This is a genomic window from Tepidimonas sp., from assembly GCF_036825565.1.
Taxonomy (GTDB): domain Bacteria; phylum Pseudomonadota; class Gammaproteobacteria; order Burkholderiales; family Burkholderiaceae_C; genus Tepidimonas.
In genome coordinates this window covers 1-18903 of sequence record NZ_DAISXZ010000012.1, presented here as the reverse complement: position 1 = coordinate 18903, position 18903 = coordinate 1, and the positions used below count along the sequence as shown (strand labels likewise).

Genomic DNA, 18903 nt, shown 5'->3' with positions numbered 1-18903 from the left:
ACGTGGACATCCCCATGGCCCCTGTTTCCGAAGTCTCCGACGTGGCCCAGGCGTCGCGCGTGGCGGCGATCGCCCGCCGCCAGCGCTGGCAGGACGTCATCTTCCACCGCCTGACCCAGGCCTTCTCGCTGCTGGTGTTGGCGGCGCTGCTGGGCATCATCGTGTCCCTGATGATCAAGGCGTGGCCCACTTTCCAGAAGTTTGGCGTGGGCTTCATCTGGTATGTCGAATGGGACATCATCAACGAGGAGTTCGGGGCCGCCATCGCCATCGTCGGCACGCTGATCAGCGCGGGCATCGCGTTGTTGCTGGCGGTGCCGCTGGCCTTTGGCATTGCGCTGTTCCTGACCGAGACCTGTCCGCTCTGGTTGCGCCGGCCGCTAGGCACCGCCGTGGAGCTGCTGGCCGCCGTGCCCTCCATCATCTACGGCATGTTCGGTCTGTTCGTGTTCGCGCCCCTGTTCGCGGACTATGTGCAGATGCCGCTGCAAAGCCTGCTCGCCGGCATGCCCCTGATCGGCTGGCTGTTCGGCGGTGCGCCCACGGGGCTAGGCATCCTGGCTGCGGGCATCATCCTCGCCTTCATGATCCTGCCGTTCATCGCGGCGGTCATGCGCGATGTTTTCGAGATCGTGCCCGGTATTCTGCGCGAGTCGGCCTACGGTCTGGGCTGCACGACCTGGGAGGTGGTGCGCCGCATCGTGCTGCCCTACACGCAAAAGGGCGTGATCGGCGGCATCATGCTGGGGTTGGGTCGTGCGCTGGGCGAGACGATGGCGGTGACTTTCGTCATCGGCAACGCCAACCGCATGCCCACATCGTTGTTTTCGCCCGGCACGTCGATTGCGTCCACGCTGGCCAACGAGTTTGCCGAGGCGGCCGACTTTCACCTCTCGGCGCTGTTTGCGCTGGGGTTGCTGCTTTTTCTTATCACTTTCGTGGTTTTGGCACTGGCCAAGGTCATGATTTTGCGCGCCGAAAAGGCCAAGGGGCTCTGACATGGCCATCGACGACCGACTCTACGCCCGGCGCCGGCTATCCAATGTCGTCGGCCTGACCCTGTCGATGGCCGCGATGACCGTGGGCCTCGCGGTGTTGCTGTGGATTCTGTATGTGTTGTTTTCCAACGGCATCGCGGCCATCGACGGCAACATCTTCACCAAGGACACGCCGGCCCCCGGAACCGAAGGTGGCGGCCTGCGCAACGCCATTGTCGGCAGTCTGATGATCGTCGGCCTGACGGTGCTGGTCTCCACGCCGATCGGCATTCTGGCGGGGGTCTATCTGGCGGAGTACGGCGACACCAGCCGCACCGCGTCGCTGACGCGCTTCGTCACCGACATCATGCTGTCGGCGCCGTCCATCGTGCTGGGCTTGTTCGTCTATGCCATCGCGGTCGCGACGGTGGGCAATTTCTCGGGCTATGCGGGCAGCCTGGCGCTGTCGCTGATCGCCGTGCCGGTGGTGGTGCGCACCACCGAGAACATGCTGCGGCTGGTGCCCGGCAGCCTGCGCGAGGCGGCGTTCGCCCTGGGCGCGCCGCGCTGGAAGGTGGCTACGATGGTGACGCTGCGTGCGGCCCGCAGCGGCGTCATCACCGGGGTGTTGCTGGCCGTGGCCCGCATCAGCGGCGAGACGGCACCGCTGCTGTTCACGGCGCTCAACAACCAGTTCTTCAGTACCGACATGGGCAAGCCCATGGCCAACCTGCCGGTGGTCATCTTCCAGTTCGCCATGAGCCCGTATGACAACTGGATCCGCCTGGCGTGGGGTGGGGCGCTGCTGATCACGCTCGCCGTGCTGCTGCTCAACATCCTGGCGCGCGTCTACTTCCGTGAGCGCGCGCCCAAATGACCTGATGACCCATTCGCAGGATTAGAAGGATTAGAAGGATTAGCAGGAACATCCCATCATGACCGCCTCCATTTCCACCGCAGCGGCACTCGGCGAGAACCGGACCGCCTCGGCCGCGCCCGAGCGCAACGCGATCGAGATCCGCAACCTCAATTTTTATTACGGCCAGTTCCAGGGGCTCAAGAACGTCTCGCTGGACATCCCCGAGCGCCGTGTGACGGCCTTCATCGGCCCCTCGGGCTGCGGCAAGTCCACGCTGCTGCGCACGCTCAACCGAATGTACAGCCTGTACCCGGGGCAGCGGGCCGAGGGCGAAATCCGCTTCGACGGCCGCAATATCCTTGACCCCGGCACGGACCTAAACCTGCTGCGCGCGCGCATCGGCATGGTGTTCCAGAAGCCCACGCCGTTTCCGATGACGATTTACGAGAACATCGCCTTCGGCGTTCGTCTGTACGAAAAGCTGTCCAAATCCGACATGGACGACCGCGTCGAGTGGGCGCTGACCAAGGCGGCCCTGTGGAACGAGGTCCGGGACAAGCTGCACCAAAACGGCATGTCGCTGTCGGGCGGCCAGCAGCAGCGCCTGTGCATCGCGCGCAGCGTGGCGGTCAAGCCTTCGGTGGTGTTGCTCGACGAGCCGACCTCGGCGCTGGATCCCATCTCCACCGGCAAGATCGAAGAGCTGATCCACGAGCTCAAGACCGAGTACACGATCGCCATCGTCACCCACAACATGCAGCAGGCCGCGCGCTGCAGCGACTACACCGCGTACATGTACCTGGGCGAGTTGATCGAGTTTGGCGAGACGGAGCAAATCTTCGTCAAACCCAGGCGCACGGAAACCGAGGACTACATCACCGGGAGGTTCGGCTGATTATGGAAAAGCACCTGTCCAGCCAGTTCGACGAGGAACTCAGCCGCATCTCGACGCGCGTGCTCGAGATGGGGGGCGTGGTGGAGTCGCAGCTTCGCCATGCCATTTACGCCCTCTATCAGCTCGATCTGCTGGCGACGCAGCAGGTGCTGGAGCTGGAGGAGCGCGTCAACCGGCTCGAGGTCGAGATCGACCGCGACATCACCTCGGTGATGAGCCGGCGCCAGCCCACCGCGCGCGATCTGCGGCTGCTGGTCGGTGTCTCCCGCGTCATCGTCAACCTGGAGCGTGCCGGTGACGAGGCCGCGCGCATCGCGCGCCTGATCAAGGACTTCATCGATACCGGTGCCCCGCGCGCGCTGCCTATCGACGATCTGGTCAATGCCGCCAAGATGGCGGCCGAGTCGATTCGCGCGACGCTCGACGCCTTTGCCCGGCTGGATGTGCAGGCGGCCATCAAGGTCATCGACGAGGATGATCGCATCGACGTGGTGTACGAGGGCTTCGTGCGCAAGTTGATCACGTACATGATGGAAGACCCCCGCATGATCACCCCGTGTCTGGGACTGATGTTCCTGGCCCAGGCGGTCGAGCGCGTGGGCGACCACGCGAAGAACATCGCCGAGGCGGCGGTCTATGTGGCCATGGGCAAAGACATCCGGCACGCCACGCTGGCCGAGCGCGAATCTGCCATCAAATGAGAAAGCTGCCCCGTGTTCTGGTGGTCGAGGACGAGCCCTCGATCGCCGAGTTGATTGCGGTGAACCTGCGGCACAACGGATTCTCGCCCATCGTCGTGTTCGACGCCGATGCCGCGCAGCGCGAGGTCGATGCCGTGCTGCCGGACGTCATCCTGCTGGATTGGATGTTGCCGGGCCTCAGCGGGGTGCAACTGGCCCGGCAGTGGCGCGCCCACGAGCGCTCCAAGGCGGTGCCCATCATCATGCTCACCGCCCGCTCCGAGGAATCCGACAAGGTCCAGGGGCTGGATGCTGGGGCCGACGACTACATCACCAAGCCCTTTTCCACGCAGGAGCTGCTAGCGCGCATCCGCGCGGTGTTGCGCCGCCGCGCACCGGAAGCGGTGAACGACACCGTGCAGGCGGGCGGGCTGATGCTGGACGCCGCCGCCCACCGCGTGTCCTTCGAAGGGCGGGAGCTCAAACTCGGTCCCACCGAGTTTCGCCTGTTGCATTTTCTGATGAAGCACCCGGAGCGGGTCCACACGCGGGCCGCCCTGCTCGACCGCATCTGGGGCGACCATGTGTTCATCGAGGAGCGCACGGTGGATGTGCACATCAAGCGCCTGCGCGAGGCGCTCGGGGTGGCCGGCGCGCTGATCGAGACGGTTCGCGGGGCGGGTTACCGCTTCTCGCCGCGCGCGCTGGAATCGGTCGCCGACGCCCGCTCGGCGTGATGCCGTCGCGCCAGCGCCCGCCCCCCGGCGCAGGGGCTTCGCTATGATGGCGCGGCGATGATGCGACGCTCGTTCGAACTGACCGGCCTGGTCGCTGGCGGGGGTGGCTTGGCGCTCCTGTGGTCCGACGGATCGGGGTGGGGTGTGCTGGGCGCCCTGGCGGGTGCGCTGGCGTGGCTAGCGGTGGACAACTGGCGCGCGCGCCGTGTCCTGGCGTGGTTGCGCGAGCCCTCTGCCGCGCGGCTGCCCGCCGTCGGCTCGGTGTGGGGGGAGGTCGTGGACCGCGCCCGGCGCGCCTTCAAGGTGTTGAATCGCAAGGCGCGCAAAAGCAACGCTCGGTTGCAGGAGCTGCTGGCGGCCATGCAGGCCTCGCCCAACGGAGTCGTGCTGTTGGGCAAGGAAGGCACCATCGAGTGGTGCAATTTGATGGCGGGCGAGCATCTGGGTTTCGACGCCAAGCGCGATCTGGGCCTGCGCATCCGCAATCTGGTCCGCGACCCCGCCTTCATCGCCTACCTCAACCAGCGCGACTTTAGCCAGCCGGTGGAGATCGACGGCCGCAATGCGCGCCCAGGCCATCCCCAGCACATCGCCATCCAGATCTTCCCCTACGCCAAAGGGCGCTGCCTGCTGCTCACGCGCGACGTCACCACAATCGAACTGGCCGAGGCGATGCGGCGCGATTTCGTGGCCAATGTCTCGCACGAGATCCGCAGTCCCCTGACGGTGATCGCCGGTTTCATCGAAACCCTGCAAACGCTGCCGCTGCAAGAGAGCGAGCGCGAGCACTTTCTGGAACTGATGCGGCAGCAGGCGCAGCGCATGCAAACGCTGGTGGACGATTTGCTCACCCTGTCGCGGCTGGAGGGCAGCCCCATTCCCGACGACTCGCAATGGGTGGCGGCCGCCGATTTGTTGACCGAGGCGGGCACCCAGGCCCAGGCGCTGGCCGATGTGCTGCACGCTGGTCAGCAGACGATCATGCTGCAGCCCGGTCCGGCGCTGGAGGTGGCCGGCGCGCGCGGCGAACTGCTCAGCGCCATCGGCAACCTGCTGACCAACGCCGTGCGCTACACGCCGGCGCAGGGCCGTGTCGAGGCGGGCTGGCGGCTGTTGGCGGACGACGAGGTCGAGTTCTACGTCACGGACACTGGCCCCGGCATCGCGCCGGAGCATCTGCCCCGGTTGACGGAGCGTTTCTACCGCGTGGACCGCAGCCGCTCGCGCGACAGCGGTGGGACCGGGCTGGGGCTGGCCATCGTCAAGCACGTGGCCCAGCGCCACGGTGGCCAGTTGCTCATCGAAAGCGCGCTGGGGGTCGGCTCGACGTTTCGGCTGCGCCTTCCGCCCGCGCGCGTGCTGGTCCGCGAGCGGGCTTGAGCCCGCCTGAGCGGGCCTGAGTTTCAGCGGCGCTCGAACACCAACCACTTCTCGCGGTTTTCGCGCAGGCGTGGGACTTCGGTGCGCAGTTGCCAGCCGGACAGATCTTCGCTGCGGGCCAGACGCGGAAAGTCCGTGGGCGAGGCCACCAGCCAGCGGCAGCGTGGCGCGTCCACTTGCCCGATGCGCCGCACCGTCAGGCCGCCGTGGTGCTGCAGCCCGGCGATGCGCGCGGCATCCAGCCCGTGCACCAGCACACAGTCGCCAGGCGCCACCAGCGCGGCGATCCGCTGCGACACCGGCGCCTGCCCCAGGCCGTAGTTCAGCAGCGGCAGCCACAGGGTCATGAGCAGCACCCAGTTCAGGGTCAGGCCCGATGCCGACAGCACCAACCCTTTCCACAGCGCCGGCGCATAGTGCCCCAGGCGCCACGCCACCAAGCCGATCCACGCCGCAGTAGCGAGCAGTGCCGGCAGCAACAACCATCCGTCGAGCGTGGGCTCGAACCCCGGGGCCGCGCGGGCAATGTTGGCCGCGGGTTTGGGTGGTATCCCCGTTTGCATAGCGATCCAGATCAGCCAGACGAGGACCGCCGCCCCGGTAAAAAACAGCACCGCAAACCAATCGATCAGCGCGCTGACGCTGCGCCGCAGGGTTGGCAAGGCAAACGCCGCCAGCGACGCCAGCGGTGGCAGCGCCAACAGCAGGGTGCGATCGGCGCCACCGTTCAAAAAGGTCATGCCCAGCACCAGCGCCACCACCGTCGCAGGCCAGCCGATGTGCGGCGCTCGCCAGCGGCCGCGCCAGCGCCACAGCGTCCAGAGCGCAAAGGCCGCAGCCGGCCACAGAAACCACGCGAGCAGCCGGCCCAGCCCCTGCCATGCCGCGAGCGTGGACCAGCCCCCCCAACGCAGGGGGATGAGTTCGGCCGTTTGATCAGCCGCCACCGCGAGCGCAAACGCCACGCCGGCCGCGCACAGGCTGCCCAATGCCGCGATGCCCCAGACCCTGGGGGGGTGCCCGCTGCGCCACCACCACCACACGCCCGCCGCCGAGACCGCCAGCATGGGCACGGGGCCGCCCGACAATGCCCATCCCCAGGCGCCCGCCCACCACAGCGCCAGGTTGGACCAGACGGCGGGTCGCATGGCGTCGGAAGGGGGGCGCAGACCCAGCGCCACCGCATAAAACACAAGCGTGGCAAACCCCAGTTGCGCCGCCGTCGGAGTGGCCTCGTGCGACAACATGGCCAAACCCAGCGTGGCCACCAGAGCGAGTAGGGAACCGTCAGCCAGGGCGCGCGCGTAGTCCGCTGGGCGGGCTTCGCCGCCAAAGGCCAGGCTCAGCGGTTGCGCGGCGGGCTGGCGCGCCAAGTGGTAGGTGGCATACCAAGTGGCCGCGAGCGTCAGGCCCAGCAGTCCTGCGAAGGGCGCGCGAACGGCCAGCTCGGCCGGCAAGGGCAGGGTTGCCAGGGCCAGCGCGCCCAGCCAGTAGGGCAGCCATGCGAGCGTCTCTGCGGGCTGACCCAGTACCTGGGGCGTCCACCACGGCCCGCCATGGTGCATGTCGAGCATCACGGCAAAGGCGGCCAGATCCTCCGTGCGCCACGGGTCCCGCCCCAGAAAGCCGGGCAGGACGTAGGCGGCGATCAACAGCCACGGCACCCACCGGGGCAGACAACGGGCGGCATTCGCGGTGACGAGGGCGATGGCGTCGATGGGTCGCTAGCCTACACGAGCCGGACAACAAAAAAGCAGCCGCGAGGCTGCTTTCGTGCAGGGGACTCGGCCGCGCAGGGCTGCGGCCGACGACCACAAGGGCTTACTTGCCGACGCGCGCGTAGCGGTTGCGGAACTTCTCGACACGGCCACCCATGGTGTCCACGCTCTTTTGTGTGCCCGTGTAGAAGGGGTGCGACTCACTGGACGTTTCCAGCTTGAACAGCGGCAGCTCCCGGCCGTCGTCGAGCTTGATGGTCTCTTTGGTCGGCGCGCACGAGCGGATGATGAACTGGTTGCCGTTGGACAGGTCGACGAAGCACACGTCGCGGTAGTTCGGGTGGATGCCTTCTTTCATGATCGCTTCCTGCTGCAGTAGCCACGACCGGCCCATCCGGCGCACTTGCTGCAAAGCGCATCATTATACGGCTGACAGCGGGCCGCGTTCAACCGCCGCGGCGCATCAGCTCGAAGAACTCCTGGTTGTTCTTCGTCTGCTTCATGCTCTTGAGCACCATCTCCATCGCCTCGATCTCGTCCATGTTGTAGAAGAACTGGCGTAGGATGCGGGTCTTTTGCAGGATCTCCGGCGGCAGCAGCAGCTCCTCGCGCCGCGTGCCGCTGCGGCTGAGCTGGATCGAGGGGAAGACGCGCTTTTCGTACAGGCGGCGGTCCAGGTGCAGTTCGCTGTTGCCGGTCCCCTTGAACTCTTCAAAAATCACTTCGTCCATGCGGCTGCCGGTGTCCACCAGCGCGGTGGCGATGATGGTGAGACTGCCGCCTTCCTCGACGTTGCGCGCGGCACCGAAGAAGCGCTTGGGCCGTTGCAACGCGTTGGCGTCCACGCCGCCGGTCAGTACCTTGCCGCTGGAGGGCAGCACGTTGTTGTAGGCGCGTGCCAGGCGTGTGATGGAGTCGAGCAGGATCACCACGTCCTTCTTCAGCTCCACCAGCCGCTTGGCGCGCTCGATCACCATTTCGGCCACGTGCACATGGCGCGCCGCCGGCTCGTCGAAGGTGGAGGCGATGACCTCGCCGCGCACGGTACGCTGCATCTCGGTCACTTCCTCGGGGCGTTCGTCCACCAGCAGCACCATCAGCGTCACTTCGGGATAGTTGGCTGTGATGGCGTGCGCCATGTGCTGCATCATGACGGTCTTGCCGCTCTTGGGCGGCGCGACGATCAGCGCGCGCTGGCCCTTGCCGATCGGCGCGATGATGTCGATGATGCGGCCGGTGATGTTTTCCTCGCTCTTGAGCCCCTCACGCTCCAGCTTCATCTGTTCCTTGGGGAACAGCGGCGTGAGGTTCTCGAACATGATCTTGTGCTTGTTCTGCTCCGGCGGCAGCCCGTTGATCTTGTCGAGCTTGTTGAGGGCGAAGTAGCGCTCGCCATCCTTGGGGATGCGCACATCACCCTCGATCATGTCGCCGGTGTGCAGGTTGAAGCGGCGGATCTGGCTGGGCGAGATGTAGATGTCGTCGGTGCTGGCTGTGTAGCTGGCACTCGGGTCGCGCAGGAAGCCGAAACCGTCTGGCAGCACCTCCAGCACGCCGTCGGCGAACACCTGCTCACCGGCCTTGGCGCGCCGTTTGATGATGGCAAACATCAGCTCCTGTTTGCGCATGCGGCCCGTATTCTCGATCTCGAGCGCCTCGGCCATCTTGAGCAGCTCCGAGACGTGCAGGGCCTTCAGTTCGTTCAGGTGCATGGGGGTCAACTCCGGATGGGGAGTGCGGTATCGGCGGGCCGCCGCGTGGGCGGGCGCCTAAGGCAAGAAAGAATCACAAGGGGCCGACCGTGCCGGCATCTGGATGGGTTGCTGCGGTGGGGCGATCCGACCACCGCAGAGCGGCAGCAAACGAAGGGCGCTGCCGTATCAGTGGTTATTATGACATTGCCGCCGGCCAACTGGCCGGCGAGTTGGCCGCGCGCGTGGGGCACCGGCCGTCAAGCGGGTGTCAGGCCAGGTAGGGATCGACGAAGGCGGTGAGTTGCGCTTTGCTCAGCGCACCCACCTTGGTGGCAGCCAATTGGCCGTCCTTGAACACCATCAGCGTGGGGATGCCGCGGATGCCGTACTGCGCGGGGATGGACCGGTTTTCGTCCACGTTGACTTTGGCGATTTGCAGCTTGCCCTGGTAGGCATCGGCCACTTCGTCCAGAATGGGAGCGATCATGCGGCACGGCCCGCACCACTCGGCCCAGAAGTCGACCAGCACCGGCGTCGCCGACTTGAGCACGTCGGCTTCGAAGGTGGCATCGGTCACGTGTTTGATCAGGTTGCTCGCCATGGTGGATGGGCCTCGGGTCGGTCTTGTTCGCGTCAACGGAAATATTGGGGTTGACGAGCCTTGACCCCGGCACTGGCTACACGGTTAGGGCTGCTTGGTTCCCCACCTGACCCGGTTGGCCGCTTCACCATGCGGGAAGGCCCGTCACCCTGCATTGTATGCGACCGCTAGAATCTCCGTATGTCGTATCTGGTCCTGGCCCGCAAGTACCGCCCCAAGACATTTGCCGAGATGGTGGGGCAGGAGCACGTGGTGCAGGCCCTGGGCAATGCGCTGCGCGCGCGGCGGCTGCACCACGCCTACCTGTTCACGGGCACGCGCGGGGTGGGCAAGACCACGGTCTCCCGCATCCTGGCCAAGTCGCTCAACTGCACGGGCCCGGACGGGCAGGGCGACATCACCGACGCGCCGTGTGGCGTGTGCGACGCCTGCCGCGAGATCGACGCGGGCCGCTTCGTGGACTACACGGAGCTGGACGCCGCCTCCAACCGCGGCGTCGACGAGGTGCAGACGCTGCTGGAGCAGGCGGTCTACAAGCCGGTGCAGGGGCGCTTCAAGGTCTTCATGATCGACGAAGTGCACATGCTGACCAACACCGCCTTCAACGCCATGTTGAAGACGCTGGAGGAGCCGCCGGAGTACCTCAAGTTCGTGCTGGCCACCACCGACCCGCAGAAGGTGCCGGTGACGGTGCTGAGCCGCTGCCTGCAGTTCAACCTGCGGCCGATGGCGCCGGCCACCGTCGCCGAGCATCTGCAGCGCGTGCTGGCAGTGGAAGGCATTGCCGCGGACGCGCAGGCCGTGCGCCTGCTCTCGCGCGCCGCGCGCGGATCGATGCGCGACGCCTTGAGCCTGACGGATCAGGCCATTGCATTCGGCGGCGGCCGCCTGGACGAAGCCGGAGTACGCCAGATGCTCGGCGTGGTGGACCGCGACCCCGTGTATGGGTTGCTGGAGGCGCTGGCGGCCCGCGACGCGCGCACACTGGTGGCCGCCGTGGAGGACATGCGCCGCAACGGCGTGGCACCCGCCGCGACGCTCGAGGAACTGGTCGCCGCGCTGCAGCGCATGGCGGTGCTGCAATGGACGGGTACGGCGGGGGCCGATGAGCCGCCCGAGCCGCGGCTGGCAGCCCTGGCATCGGCGCTGTCCCCCGATATCACGCAATTGCTCTACAGCCTGTGCCTGCACGGGCGCGGCGAATTGGGTCTGGCCCCCGACGAATATGCCGCGCTGACCATGGTGTTGCTGCGGGCGCTCACCTTTTGGGGCGATGGGCCGAGCGGACAGAGCGCCGGGCAGCTCCCCGCGGGTGTCGAAGGTGCCGTGGCCGTGGCAGCCCCGGCCGTAGCGGAAAAAAAAACGCCGCAGAGTCCGCCGCTGCAGCCTGAACCGCCTCAACCGCAGCAAACGCCCAAACCGGCATCGCCACCACCGGAGGAGCCGCCACCGGATACGACCACGCCGCCCTCTGTGGTGACCGACGGCGATGCGACACCCGACGGGTCGCTCGGCGACGAATGGGCGCGTGTGGTCGAGGCGTTGGAGGAGGCGGGGCGCGTGCAGGCCCTGGCGCGCGAGCTGGCGCTGCAGGCCGAGCTGATCGAGCGCCGTGCCGAGGGGTGGCGCTTGCGCGTGCCGCGCACCACCCTGGCCCAGGATACCCCGCGCGAGCGCCTGCGCGCTGCCCTGGTCGAGCATCTGGGGGTGGGCGAGGACTGGCGCTTGGTCGTGGAGGTGGGGCCGGCCCCCGACTCCCCGGCCGAACGGCGGGCGGCGGCTCGCCGTGCTCGACAGGCGGCGGCCGAGGCCGCCATTCTGTCCGACCCCTTCGTCCAGGCCATGATGAACGAATACGGGGCCACCATCGTCCCTGGTAGCATCCAGCCCGTCGATGGCGCTGCCGCCGTCTGAATCCGCATTCACGAAAGTCGCCAACCATGTTCAACAAAGGACAACTCGCGGGCCTGATGAAACAGGCCCAGGCCATGCAGGACAACCTCAAGCGCGCGCAGGAGGAGCTGGCCCAAATGGAGGTCACTGGCGAATCCGGTGCCGGGCTGGTCAAAGTGGTCATGACGGGCAAGCACGACGTCAAGCGCGTGACCATCGACCCCAGCCTGCTGGCCGACGATAAGGACATGCTCGAAGATCTGGTGGCGGCGGCCTTCAACGCCGCCGTGCGCAAGGTCGAAGAGACCACGCAGGAGCGTATGGCCAAAGTGACGGCCGGCATGCCGGGGCTGCCGGGCGGCATGAAGTTCCCGTTCTGACGGCGCCATTGGTTCGGCCCCCGACCCCCATGGCTCAGTCGGCCTCGCGGCGGCTTGATCGGCTCGTGCAGGCGTTGCAACGTTTGCCTGGCGTGGGGACGAGATCGGCTTCCCGCATGGCGTACCACCTGCTGCAGCACGACCGCGACGGCGCGCTGCAACTGGCGCAGGCGCTGCAGGCGGCGACCGAAGGCATCCGGCACTGTGCGCTGTGCCATACCTTCGCGGAAGAGGAGGTGTGCCCCACCTGCGCCGATCCGTCCCGCGACGCCGGTCTGCTCTGCGTGGTGGAGACACCCGCCGACCAGGCGGCGCTGGAGCGCACGGGGGCCTATCGCGGCCGCTACTTCGTGCTCATGGGTCGGCTCAGCCCGCTGGACGGCATCGGCCCCGACCACATCGGTGTGCGTCCGCTGCTGGAACGCCTCCAGGCGCCGCCGCCGGTTCGCGAGGTGATTCTGGCCACCAACTTCACCGCCGAAGGCGAGGCCACCGCCCATGTCGTGGGCGAACTGACGCGGGCTCTGGGCCTGAAGGCCACGCGGCTGGCGCGCGGGGTGCCCGTCGGCAGCGAGCTGGAATACGTGGACCTGGGCACCATCGCCCACGCGCTGGCCGACCGGCGCTGATACGGACGCCGTGTTCGGCGTTGTCCGGGTCTTCCCGCATGGGGCAGATCCCGATGCTTGCCGCGCTCGGGCGGCGTAAGCTGACGCCAACGGTCCGCAAGGGCGGCGACGAGGCGGCGGGGATGGACAGGCGGCGGTGCTTGCGCATGGGGCAATGGCGGCGGCGGTCGCTGCCGCCGCGGTGCGCGCGTGCCCGCGGCGGGCGACGCTGCGTCCGGTCACGATTCAGTGGCAAACCGACGCTCCCCTGAAAGTCCTGCCGGTTCGGCTGGCGGAGCGTCTGGGATACTTCGCCGCCGAGGGTGCACCGGTCGCGTTCGAGCCCTGGAGCGAGCGGCCGCCGCAGGCGCTGCCTGGGCCGAGTTCGCCCGTGCGAGTGACCGCGGGTGGCTTCGACAGCGTGCTGAGGCAACATCTGCAAGGACAGTTGGAGCTGGCGTTCCTGACGCTGGCGCGGACACCGCAACTGGGTTTCGGTCTGCGGCATTCGTTGCAGGCCGGCGCGGAGCTTCCGCTGCAACTGGAGGATGCCCGCATCGGGGTGCCGCAGGCGAGCCGCCTAGCGCAACGGATCGCGTGGTTGGTGGTGCTGGCCCATGGCGTCCAGCCGCGCCAGACGCAGTTCGTCGCCCTGCCTACGGCGCAGCAGGCGCGGGCCGCCTTTCAGCTTCGCGAGGTGGACGCTGTCTGCGTGGGTGACCCGATGTTGACCCGCCTGCAACGCCGAGGGGACATCCGGGTTGTCACGGACACGCGGCACCTGAGCGAGAGTCTGCGCCTGCTTGGCGGCCCCGTGCTGTGCCCGAGGTTGAGTGCCTCCGCGGCCGTGGTGGAATCGCACGCAGCCGAACTGCAGGCCGTCGCCCGTGCCGTCCAGCGGGCGCTGCGCTGGTTGCAGACGGCTGGGCCGATGGACCTGGCCCCCCATGCCGGCCTCGCTGGGTTTGCCGGTGACCCGGGTGCGTTTCTGTCCGTCATCATGCACACCCGGGAGGCGTTTGCCGTGGACGGTGCGGTGGACGAGCGTGCCATCCACAACGTGTTGCGGATCTTGCGTTCGCTGCCGCAGGGGCATCAGTACGAAGGCATCGAGCCGGTGCGCCTCTACACCGCTCGGTTGGCCTCTGCGCCCTGAAAAAGGCGCCGCCTCCTCGCTCGTAGGGATGCGCGGATGGATAATTGCGACCGTGTCCGCACCACCCTCCGCCCCCGATTCGTCCCCGCAACCCGATCTGTTCGCCGCTATGCCCACGGCGGCGGCCGATCCCGAATGGCGGCGTGCCGAGGCCTTGCGCCAAGCCCTCCATCACCATGCGTGGCGCTACTATGTGCTCGACGACCCCGAAATCCCCGATATCGAGTACGACCGCCTGTTAGCCGAGCTGCAGGCCATCGAGGCGCGCCACCCAGATTGGGTCACGCCCGATTCGCCCACCCAACGCGTCGGGGGGCGCCCGTTGGAAGGCTTCGATCCGGTGCGCCACAGGGTGCCGATGCTCAGCATCCGCACCGAAACCGATACCGAGGCGGGCGCAGCCCTGGCCTTCGACGCCCGCATCCGCAAGGAGCTGGCGCTGGGCCCGGACGATCCGCCGGTGGTCTACGTGGCCGAGCCCAAGTTCGACGGTCTGGCGATTGGGTTGCTGTACGAGCACGGCCTGCTGGTGCGCGCAGCGACGCGCGGCGATGGCGAAACCGGCGAGGATGTGACGCAAAACATTCGCACCATCGCGCAGATCCCGCTGCGCCTGAGGGGAGCGGGGACGGGCATCGCGCGGCTGGAGGTGCGTGGTGAGGTGTATATGCGCCGCGACGACTTCGAGGCGCTCAACGAACGCCAGCGCGCCCGCGGCGACAAAACGTTCGTCAACCCGCGCAATGCCGCTGCCGGCGCCGTGCGCCAGCTGGACCCGGCCGTCACGGCGTCGCGCCCGCTGAGTTTTTTTGCCTATGGCGTGGGTGAATGGCCCTCGGGTTTGGGCGACGGCCCAGAGGGGGGGACCCATTGGCAGGTGCTGCAGGCGCTGCGCGACTGGGGCTTTCCCGTGTCGGACTTGGTGCGCCGCTGCGCAGGGGGTGAGGCCCTGGCGGCCTATCACCGCGACATCGGGGCGTGCCGCGACGCGCTGCCCTTCGACATCGATGGCGTCGTGTACAAGGTGGATCGGCTGGATTGGCAGCGCGTCCTAGGCTTCGTCACGCGCGAGCCGCGCTGGGCGATCGCGCACAAGTTCCCGGCGCAGGAGCAACTCACCCGGGTGCTGGCGATCGACGTGCAGGTGGGCCGCACGGGCAAACTCACGCCCGTGGCCAAGCTGGAGCCGGTGTTCGTCGGTGGGGTGACGGTGACCAATGCGACACTGCACAACGCCGACGAGGTGGCGCGCAAGGACGTGCGGGTGGGTGATACCGTGATCGTGCGCCGCGCCGGCGACGTGATCCCGGAAGTGGTGGCGGTGGCGCCGCCCCTGCCGCAGCCGCGCGGCGAACCCTTCGTGATGCCGTCGGCCTGCCCCGTGTGTGGCAGCGCCGTGGTGCGCGAGGCCGACGAGGTCGACCACCGCTGTTCGGGGGGGCTGTACTGTCCCGCCCAGCGCAAGCAGGCGATCCTGCACTTCGCGCAGCGCCGGGCCATGGACATCGAGGGCCTGGGCGAAAAGCTGGTCGATCAACTGGTGGACGGCAACGTCGTGCGCGGCGTGGCGGACCTGTACCGCTTGGGTCTGTCCTCGCTGGTCGGGCTGGATCGCATGGCGGACAAGTCGGCTTCCAACGTGCTGGCGGCCATCGAGGCGTCCAAGTCCACGACGCTGGCGCGGTTTCTGTTTGGCCTGGGCATTCGACACGTCGGCGAGAGCACGGCGCGCGATCTGGCCCGCCACTTCGGACGGCTGGATGCCATCATGGACGCGTCGATGCAAGACCTGCTGAGTGTGCCCGACGTGGGGCCGGTGGTGGCGAACAGCATCCACACCTTTTTTGCGCAGCCGCACAACCGCGAGGTGGTGGAGCAATTGCGCGCCAGCGGCGTGCACTGGCCCGAGCACGATGGCGAGGCCCGGGCCGAACCCCTACCGCTGAGCGGCAAGACCTTCGTGCTGACCGGCACCTTGCCCACACTGACGCGCGAGGATGCTAAGGCCCGCATCGAGGCCGCAGGCGGCAAAGTGGCCGGGTCGGTTAGCCGCAAGACCGACTGGGTGGTGGCGGGCGAAGCCGCCGGCAGCAAGCTGGACAAGGCACGGGAACTGGGCGTGGCGATTCTCGACGAAGCGGGCCTGATCGCCTTGCTGGATGACCCCGGCGCCATCAGTCCCGGAAGCGATAGTGGTCGCGGTTGAGGACCGCCGCCACTGCCGTCACCTCTTCCGGCCACATCTGCAGGTTGAGTGAGGCGTTGCATTGTTCCACCATGCCACGCAGCAACCCAGGGGTGTTGATGCGGCCGAGTGGACGGTAGATGCCGCTGCCGTCGCCGCCCACCTTCTCGGTGTGGCACTGGGCACAGCGGTGCTGGCGGATGAGCTGTTCGCCCGCGGCCAGATCGGCGCCGCGAAAGATCGCGGGGATTTCGGCGCGGCTGAGCGTGGGCATCAACAGCAGCATCCCCATGATCAGGGGCCAAGCGTGTGAAAGGACCATGCCGTACCTCCTTGTGGCGGCACTATAAATCTTGCGCTCAGGTTTCGTCCAGCACCGCCAGCAGATCCTGCGTCAACAGGGCCTGCTCGCGGTGGACGTGGAGCGCGGGGCTGGAGATGACGAAGGTGTCCTCCACCCGCTCCCCCAGCGTCGTGACCTTGGCGAGCTGGAGTTGCACCCGGTGGCGGGCGAACACCCCCGCGATGCGGTAGAGCAGCCCTTTGCGGTCGCTGGCCGAGAGGCTCAGCAGCCAGCGCTGACCCCGCTCGTCCGGCTGCAACTGCACGCGTGGCACGACCGGGAAGCTGCGCACACGGCGCGAGACGCGGCCCCTCCCCGGCGGGGGCAGCGGCGTGGCCGGGTCCAGCGCGCGCGGCAGTCCGCTTTCGACGATGCCCACCAACTCGCGGTAGTGCTCGGACAGGGTTTCCGTCGCGACCTGAAAGGTGTCGAGCGCACGCCCGTCGCCCGTGGTGTGGATCTTGGCGTCCAGAATGGAAAAGCCGGCCTGGTCGAAGTAGCCGCAAATGCGGGCGAACAGGTCGGGCTGGTCGTCGGTGTAGACGAGCACCTGCAGCCCTTCGCCGGCGGGGGACAGGCGGGCGCGCACCAGGGTGAGCGGCGTGCCCGGCGCGGCCTGCGCCAGCGCGCGCGAGAGGTGACGTGTGTGCCAGGCGATCTCGTCGGCGCTGTGGCGCATGAAGTAGCCGACATCCAGCCGAGCCCACAGCGCCCGGTGCGCTTGGTGCGGCAAGGCGTGCAGGGCCAGCAGCGCCAGCGCTTCGCGCTTGCGGGCTTCGATTTCGGCGTGGGGGTCCGGCGACCCGCCGCCGAGCGCGCGCAGGGCAACGCGGTAGAGGTCCTCCAGCAGCTTGGCCTTCCAGCCGTTCCAGACCTTGGGGCTGGTGCCGCGAATGTCGGCCACCGTCAGCAGGTACAGGCCCGTCAGGCGGCGCTCGTCGCCCACGCGCCGGGCAAAGGCGCGGATGACGTCCGGGTCGCTGATGTCTTCCTTCTGGGCCACCTGGCTCATGGTCAGGTGCTCCGCGACCAGAAAGCGGATCAGCGCCGCATCCTCGCGATCAATGCCGTGTTGGCGCGCGAAGGTCAGCACGTCCCGTGCGCCCAGCACGGAGTGATCGCCGCCCCGACCCTTGCCGATGTCGTGGAACAAGGCCGCGACGTACAGTACCCACGGCTTGTCCCACCCCGCGGCGAGTTGGGAGCAAAACGGGTATTCGTGCGCATGCTCCGGGATGAAAAAACGCCGCATGTTGCGCAGCACCATCAAGATGTGCTGATCCACCGTGTAAACGTGGAACAGGTCGTGCTGCATCTGGCCGACCGTATTGCGAAATGGCCACAGGTAGCGCCCCAGCACCGAGGTCTGGTTCATCAGCCGGAAGGCGTGCGTGATGCCTTGCGGCTGCTGCAGCATCTGCACGAAGGTGCGGCGGTTGACGGGATCGCGCCGAAACGCCGCATTCATGATGGGGCGGGCGTTGTACAAGGCCCGTAGCGTGCGCGCGGACAAGCCCTTGATGCCCGGGATTTGCTGGCACAGCAAAAAGGTTTCCAGGATCGCGTGTGGCTGCTTCAGGTACAGGTCGTCGCTGGCGACCTCCAGCAGGCCGCCCTTGTCCAGAAAGCGCGGGTTCAGCGGGCGTGGGGGCTCCATCCCGTGCTCGTCGCGCTCCAGACGCTCCTGGATGTTGAGGAGCAGGATCTGATTGAGCTGCGTCACCGCCTTGGCGGACCAGTAATAGCGCCGCATGAGCCGCTCGCTGGCTTTGCGCGCGCGGCGCGCCGACTGCTCCCGGCTGCCGTCGCCCGTGTTTTCGGCCTCGATGCCGAACGAGGCCGCCAGCGCCGTCTGCAAGTCGAACACCAGGCGGTCCTCCCGCCGCTGGGCCAGGGTGTGCAGGCGGGCGCGGATGAGGCTCAACAGCGCCTCGTTGGCCTTGAGCTGGCGCGCCTCGCGCGCCGTGGCCAGCCCTCGGCGCACGAGTTCGCCCCAGGTGTGGCCAAACCCGGCGGCCTTGGCGACCCACAGGATTACCTGCAGGTCACGCAGCCCGCCCGGCGATTCCTTGCAATTGGGCTCCAGCGCGTAGGGCGTGTTTTCATAGCGCTGGTGGCGTTGCTGCATCTCGAACTGCTTGGCGCGACAAAACGCCAGCGGGTCGATCTGCTCGTCCAGCGCGCGGCCCAACGCGACGAAGCGCCGCCGGTCCCCGGCCAGCCAGCGGCTTTCCAGCAAAGCGGTTTGCACCGAGATGTCGGCAGCCGCCTCCTGCAGGCATTCGGCTACCGTCCGCACACTAGAGCCGATCTCCAGCCCAATGTCCCAGCAGTGGCCGATGAAGCGCTCCAGCGCGGCCTTGAGCGCCGCATCCGCCTCGGCGCGGACGCCGTCGGGCAGCAGCACCAGCACATCGATGTCGGAGTAGGGGAACAACTCCCCCCGCCCGTAGCCGCCCACGGCCACCAGCGCCAGCGTGTCGGGCAGTCCGGATGCCCCCCACAGCGTGCGCAGTGTGTCGTCCGTCAGGCGGCTCAGCCGCCGCAGCAGGGCGCGCACGCCGCGCGAGCGGCCGCTCAGGCCCTCGATGGCGCGCAGCACCCCGCGCTTGGCATCGCGGTAGTGCAGCCGCATCGCGGCGATGTCCAGAAGGTCGGCTGGCGCGGGGCAGGGGGGGGAGGACATGGCTCGGTCACAAGCAAGACCAGGGCCAAATACGACCTCAAGCCGGCACCGGGCTGGCCGCTACCGCGATGAAGGGGGGGGCGCCGGCATGCCGGCCGACCGGGTCAGGAT

17 protein-coding genes and 1 other RNA gene are annotated in these 18903 nt (G+C 67.8%); 11 read left to right on the top strand and 7 right to left on the bottom strand.

The window, feature by feature from the left end; translation table 11 throughout:
* Nucleotides 1–14 precede the first annotated feature (14 nt).
* Genes pstC through phoR form a run of 6 tightly spaced genes read left to right on the top strand, consistent with a single transcriptional unit; the run spans nt 15 to nt 5528 of the window.
* Nucleotides 15–998, top strand: a complete 984-nt coding sequence (gene pstC / locus V7026_RS03255) for a phosphate ABC transporter permease subunit PstC (RefSeq protein WP_334153855.1) — start codon at nt 15–17, stop codon at nt 996–998.
* Between the two features lies 1 nt (nt 999).
* A complete protein-coding gene (pstA, locus tag V7026_RS03250; RefSeq protein WP_334153854.1) occupies nt 1000–1854 on the top strand; it encodes a phosphate ABC transporter permease PstA in 855 nt (284 codons plus the stop codon).
* Between the two features lie 58 nt (nt 1855–1912).
* On the top strand, nt 1913–2731 hold the full coding sequence (gene pstB / locus V7026_RS03245) for a phosphate ABC transporter ATP-binding protein PstB (RefSeq protein WP_334153853.1): 819 nt from the start codon (nt 1913–1915) through the stop codon (nt 2729–2731).
* The gene (phoU, locus tag V7026_RS03240) at nt 2731–3432 is read left to right on the top strand and encodes a phosphate signaling complex protein PhoU (protein WP_334153871.1); all 702 of its coding nucleotides are present in this window, start codon (nt 2731–2733) and stop codon (nt 3430–3432) included. Before pstB ends, phoU begins: the two co-directional genes overlap by 1 nt.
* A complete protein-coding gene (phoB, locus tag V7026_RS03235) occupies nt 3429–4148 on the top strand; it encodes a phosphate regulon transcriptional regulator PhoB (RefSeq protein ID WP_334153852.1) in 720 nt (239 codons plus the stop codon). The genes phoU and phoB overlap by 4 nt, the downstream gene beginning before the upstream one ends.
* A gap of 57 nt (nt 4149–4205) precedes the next feature.
* Entirely contained in the window at nt 4206–5528 is a 1323-nt protein-coding gene (gene phoR, locus V7026_RS03230; protein ID WP_334153851.1) for a phosphate regulon sensor histidine kinase PhoR, read from the top strand.
* 23 nt (nt 5529–5551) lie between these two features.
* Here the strand turns inward: phoR and V7026_RS03225 are convergent, their stop codons facing one another.
* The 5 genes from V7026_RS03225 to ffs all read right to left on the bottom strand — a co-directional run bounded on the left by V7026_RS03225 (nt 5552) and on the right by ffs (nt 9687).
* A complete protein-coding gene (locus V7026_RS03225) occupies nt 5552–7192 on the bottom strand; it encodes a hypothetical protein (protein WP_334153850.1) in 1641 nt (546 codons plus the stop codon).
* Between the two features lie 157 nt (nt 7193–7349).
* Nucleotides 7350–7604, bottom strand: coding sequence for a type B 50S ribosomal protein L31 (locus V7026_RS03220; RefSeq protein WP_068609972.1), 255 nt, complete (start codon nt 7602–7604; stop codon nt 7350–7352).
* Between the two features lie 88 nt (nt 7605–7692).
* Nucleotides 7693–8958 carry a transcription termination factor Rho gene (gene rho, locus V7026_RS03215; RefSeq protein ID WP_068609535.1) on the bottom strand — a complete coding sequence of 422 codons (1266 nt, stop codon included), beginning with the start codon at nt 8956–8958 and terminating at the stop codon, nt 7693–7695.
* Nucleotides 8959–9208: 250 nt separating this feature from the next.
* The gene (gene trxA / locus V7026_RS03210; protein ID WP_334153849.1) at nt 9209–9541 is read right to left on the bottom strand and encodes a thioredoxin TrxA; all 333 of its coding nucleotides are present in this window, start codon (nt 9539–9541) and stop codon (nt 9209–9211) included.
* A gap of 49 nt (nt 9542–9590) precedes the next feature.
* Nucleotides 9591–9687, bottom strand: an RNA gene (gene ffs, locus V7026_RS03205) — signal recognition particle sRNA small type.
* A 34-nt stretch (nt 9688–9721) separates the two neighbouring features.
* Here ffs and dnaX point away from each other — a divergent pair.
* The 5 genes from dnaX to ligA all read left to right on the top strand — a co-directional run bounded on the left by dnaX (nt 9722) and on the right by ligA (nt 15784).
* Nucleotides 9722–11455: a DNA polymerase III subunit gamma/tau gene (gene dnaX, locus V7026_RS03200; RefSeq protein WP_334153848.1), complete on the top strand. Its 1734-nt coding sequence runs from the start codon at nt 9722–9724 to the stop codon at nt 11453–11455.
* Nucleotides 11456–11481: 26 nt separating this feature from the next.
* On the top strand, nt 11482–11814 hold the full coding sequence (locus V7026_RS03195) for a YbaB/EbfC family nucleoid-associated protein (protein WP_068609539.1): 333 nt from the start codon (nt 11482–11484) through the stop codon (nt 11812–11814).
* Nucleotides 11815–11843: 29 nt separating this feature from the next.
* Nucleotides 11844–12443 carry a recombination mediator RecR gene (gene recR / locus V7026_RS03190; protein ID WP_334153847.1) on the top strand — a complete coding sequence of 200 codons (600 nt, stop codon included), beginning with the start codon at nt 11844–11846 and terminating at the stop codon, nt 12441–12443.
* A 370-nt stretch (nt 12444–12813) separates the two neighbouring features.
* Nucleotides 12814–13578 carry an ABC transporter substrate-binding protein gene (locus V7026_RS03185; protein WP_334153846.1) on the top strand — a complete coding sequence of 255 codons (765 nt, stop codon included), beginning with the start codon at nt 12814–12816 and terminating at the stop codon, nt 13576–13578.
* 109 nt (nt 13579–13687) lie between these two features.
* A complete protein-coding gene (gene ligA, locus V7026_RS03180) occupies nt 13688–15784 on the top strand; it encodes an NAD-dependent DNA ligase LigA (RefSeq protein ID WP_334153870.1) in 2097 nt (698 codons plus the stop codon).
* Here ligA and V7026_RS03175 read toward each other — a convergent pair.
* Both V7026_RS03175 and V7026_RS03170 read right to left on the bottom strand, forming a co-directional pair.
* Nucleotides 15753–16085, bottom strand: coding sequence for a hypothetical protein (locus V7026_RS03175; protein WP_334153845.1), 333 nt, complete (start codon nt 16083–16085; stop codon nt 15753–15755). The genes ligA and V7026_RS03175 overlap by 32 nt on opposite strands.
* 37 nt (nt 16086–16122) lie before the next feature.
* On the bottom strand, nt 16123–18792 hold the full coding sequence (locus V7026_RS03170) for a [protein-PII] uridylyltransferase (RefSeq protein ID WP_334153844.1): 2670 nt from the start codon (nt 18790–18792) through the stop codon (nt 16123–16125).
* Nucleotides 18793–18903 lie beyond the last annotated feature (111 nt).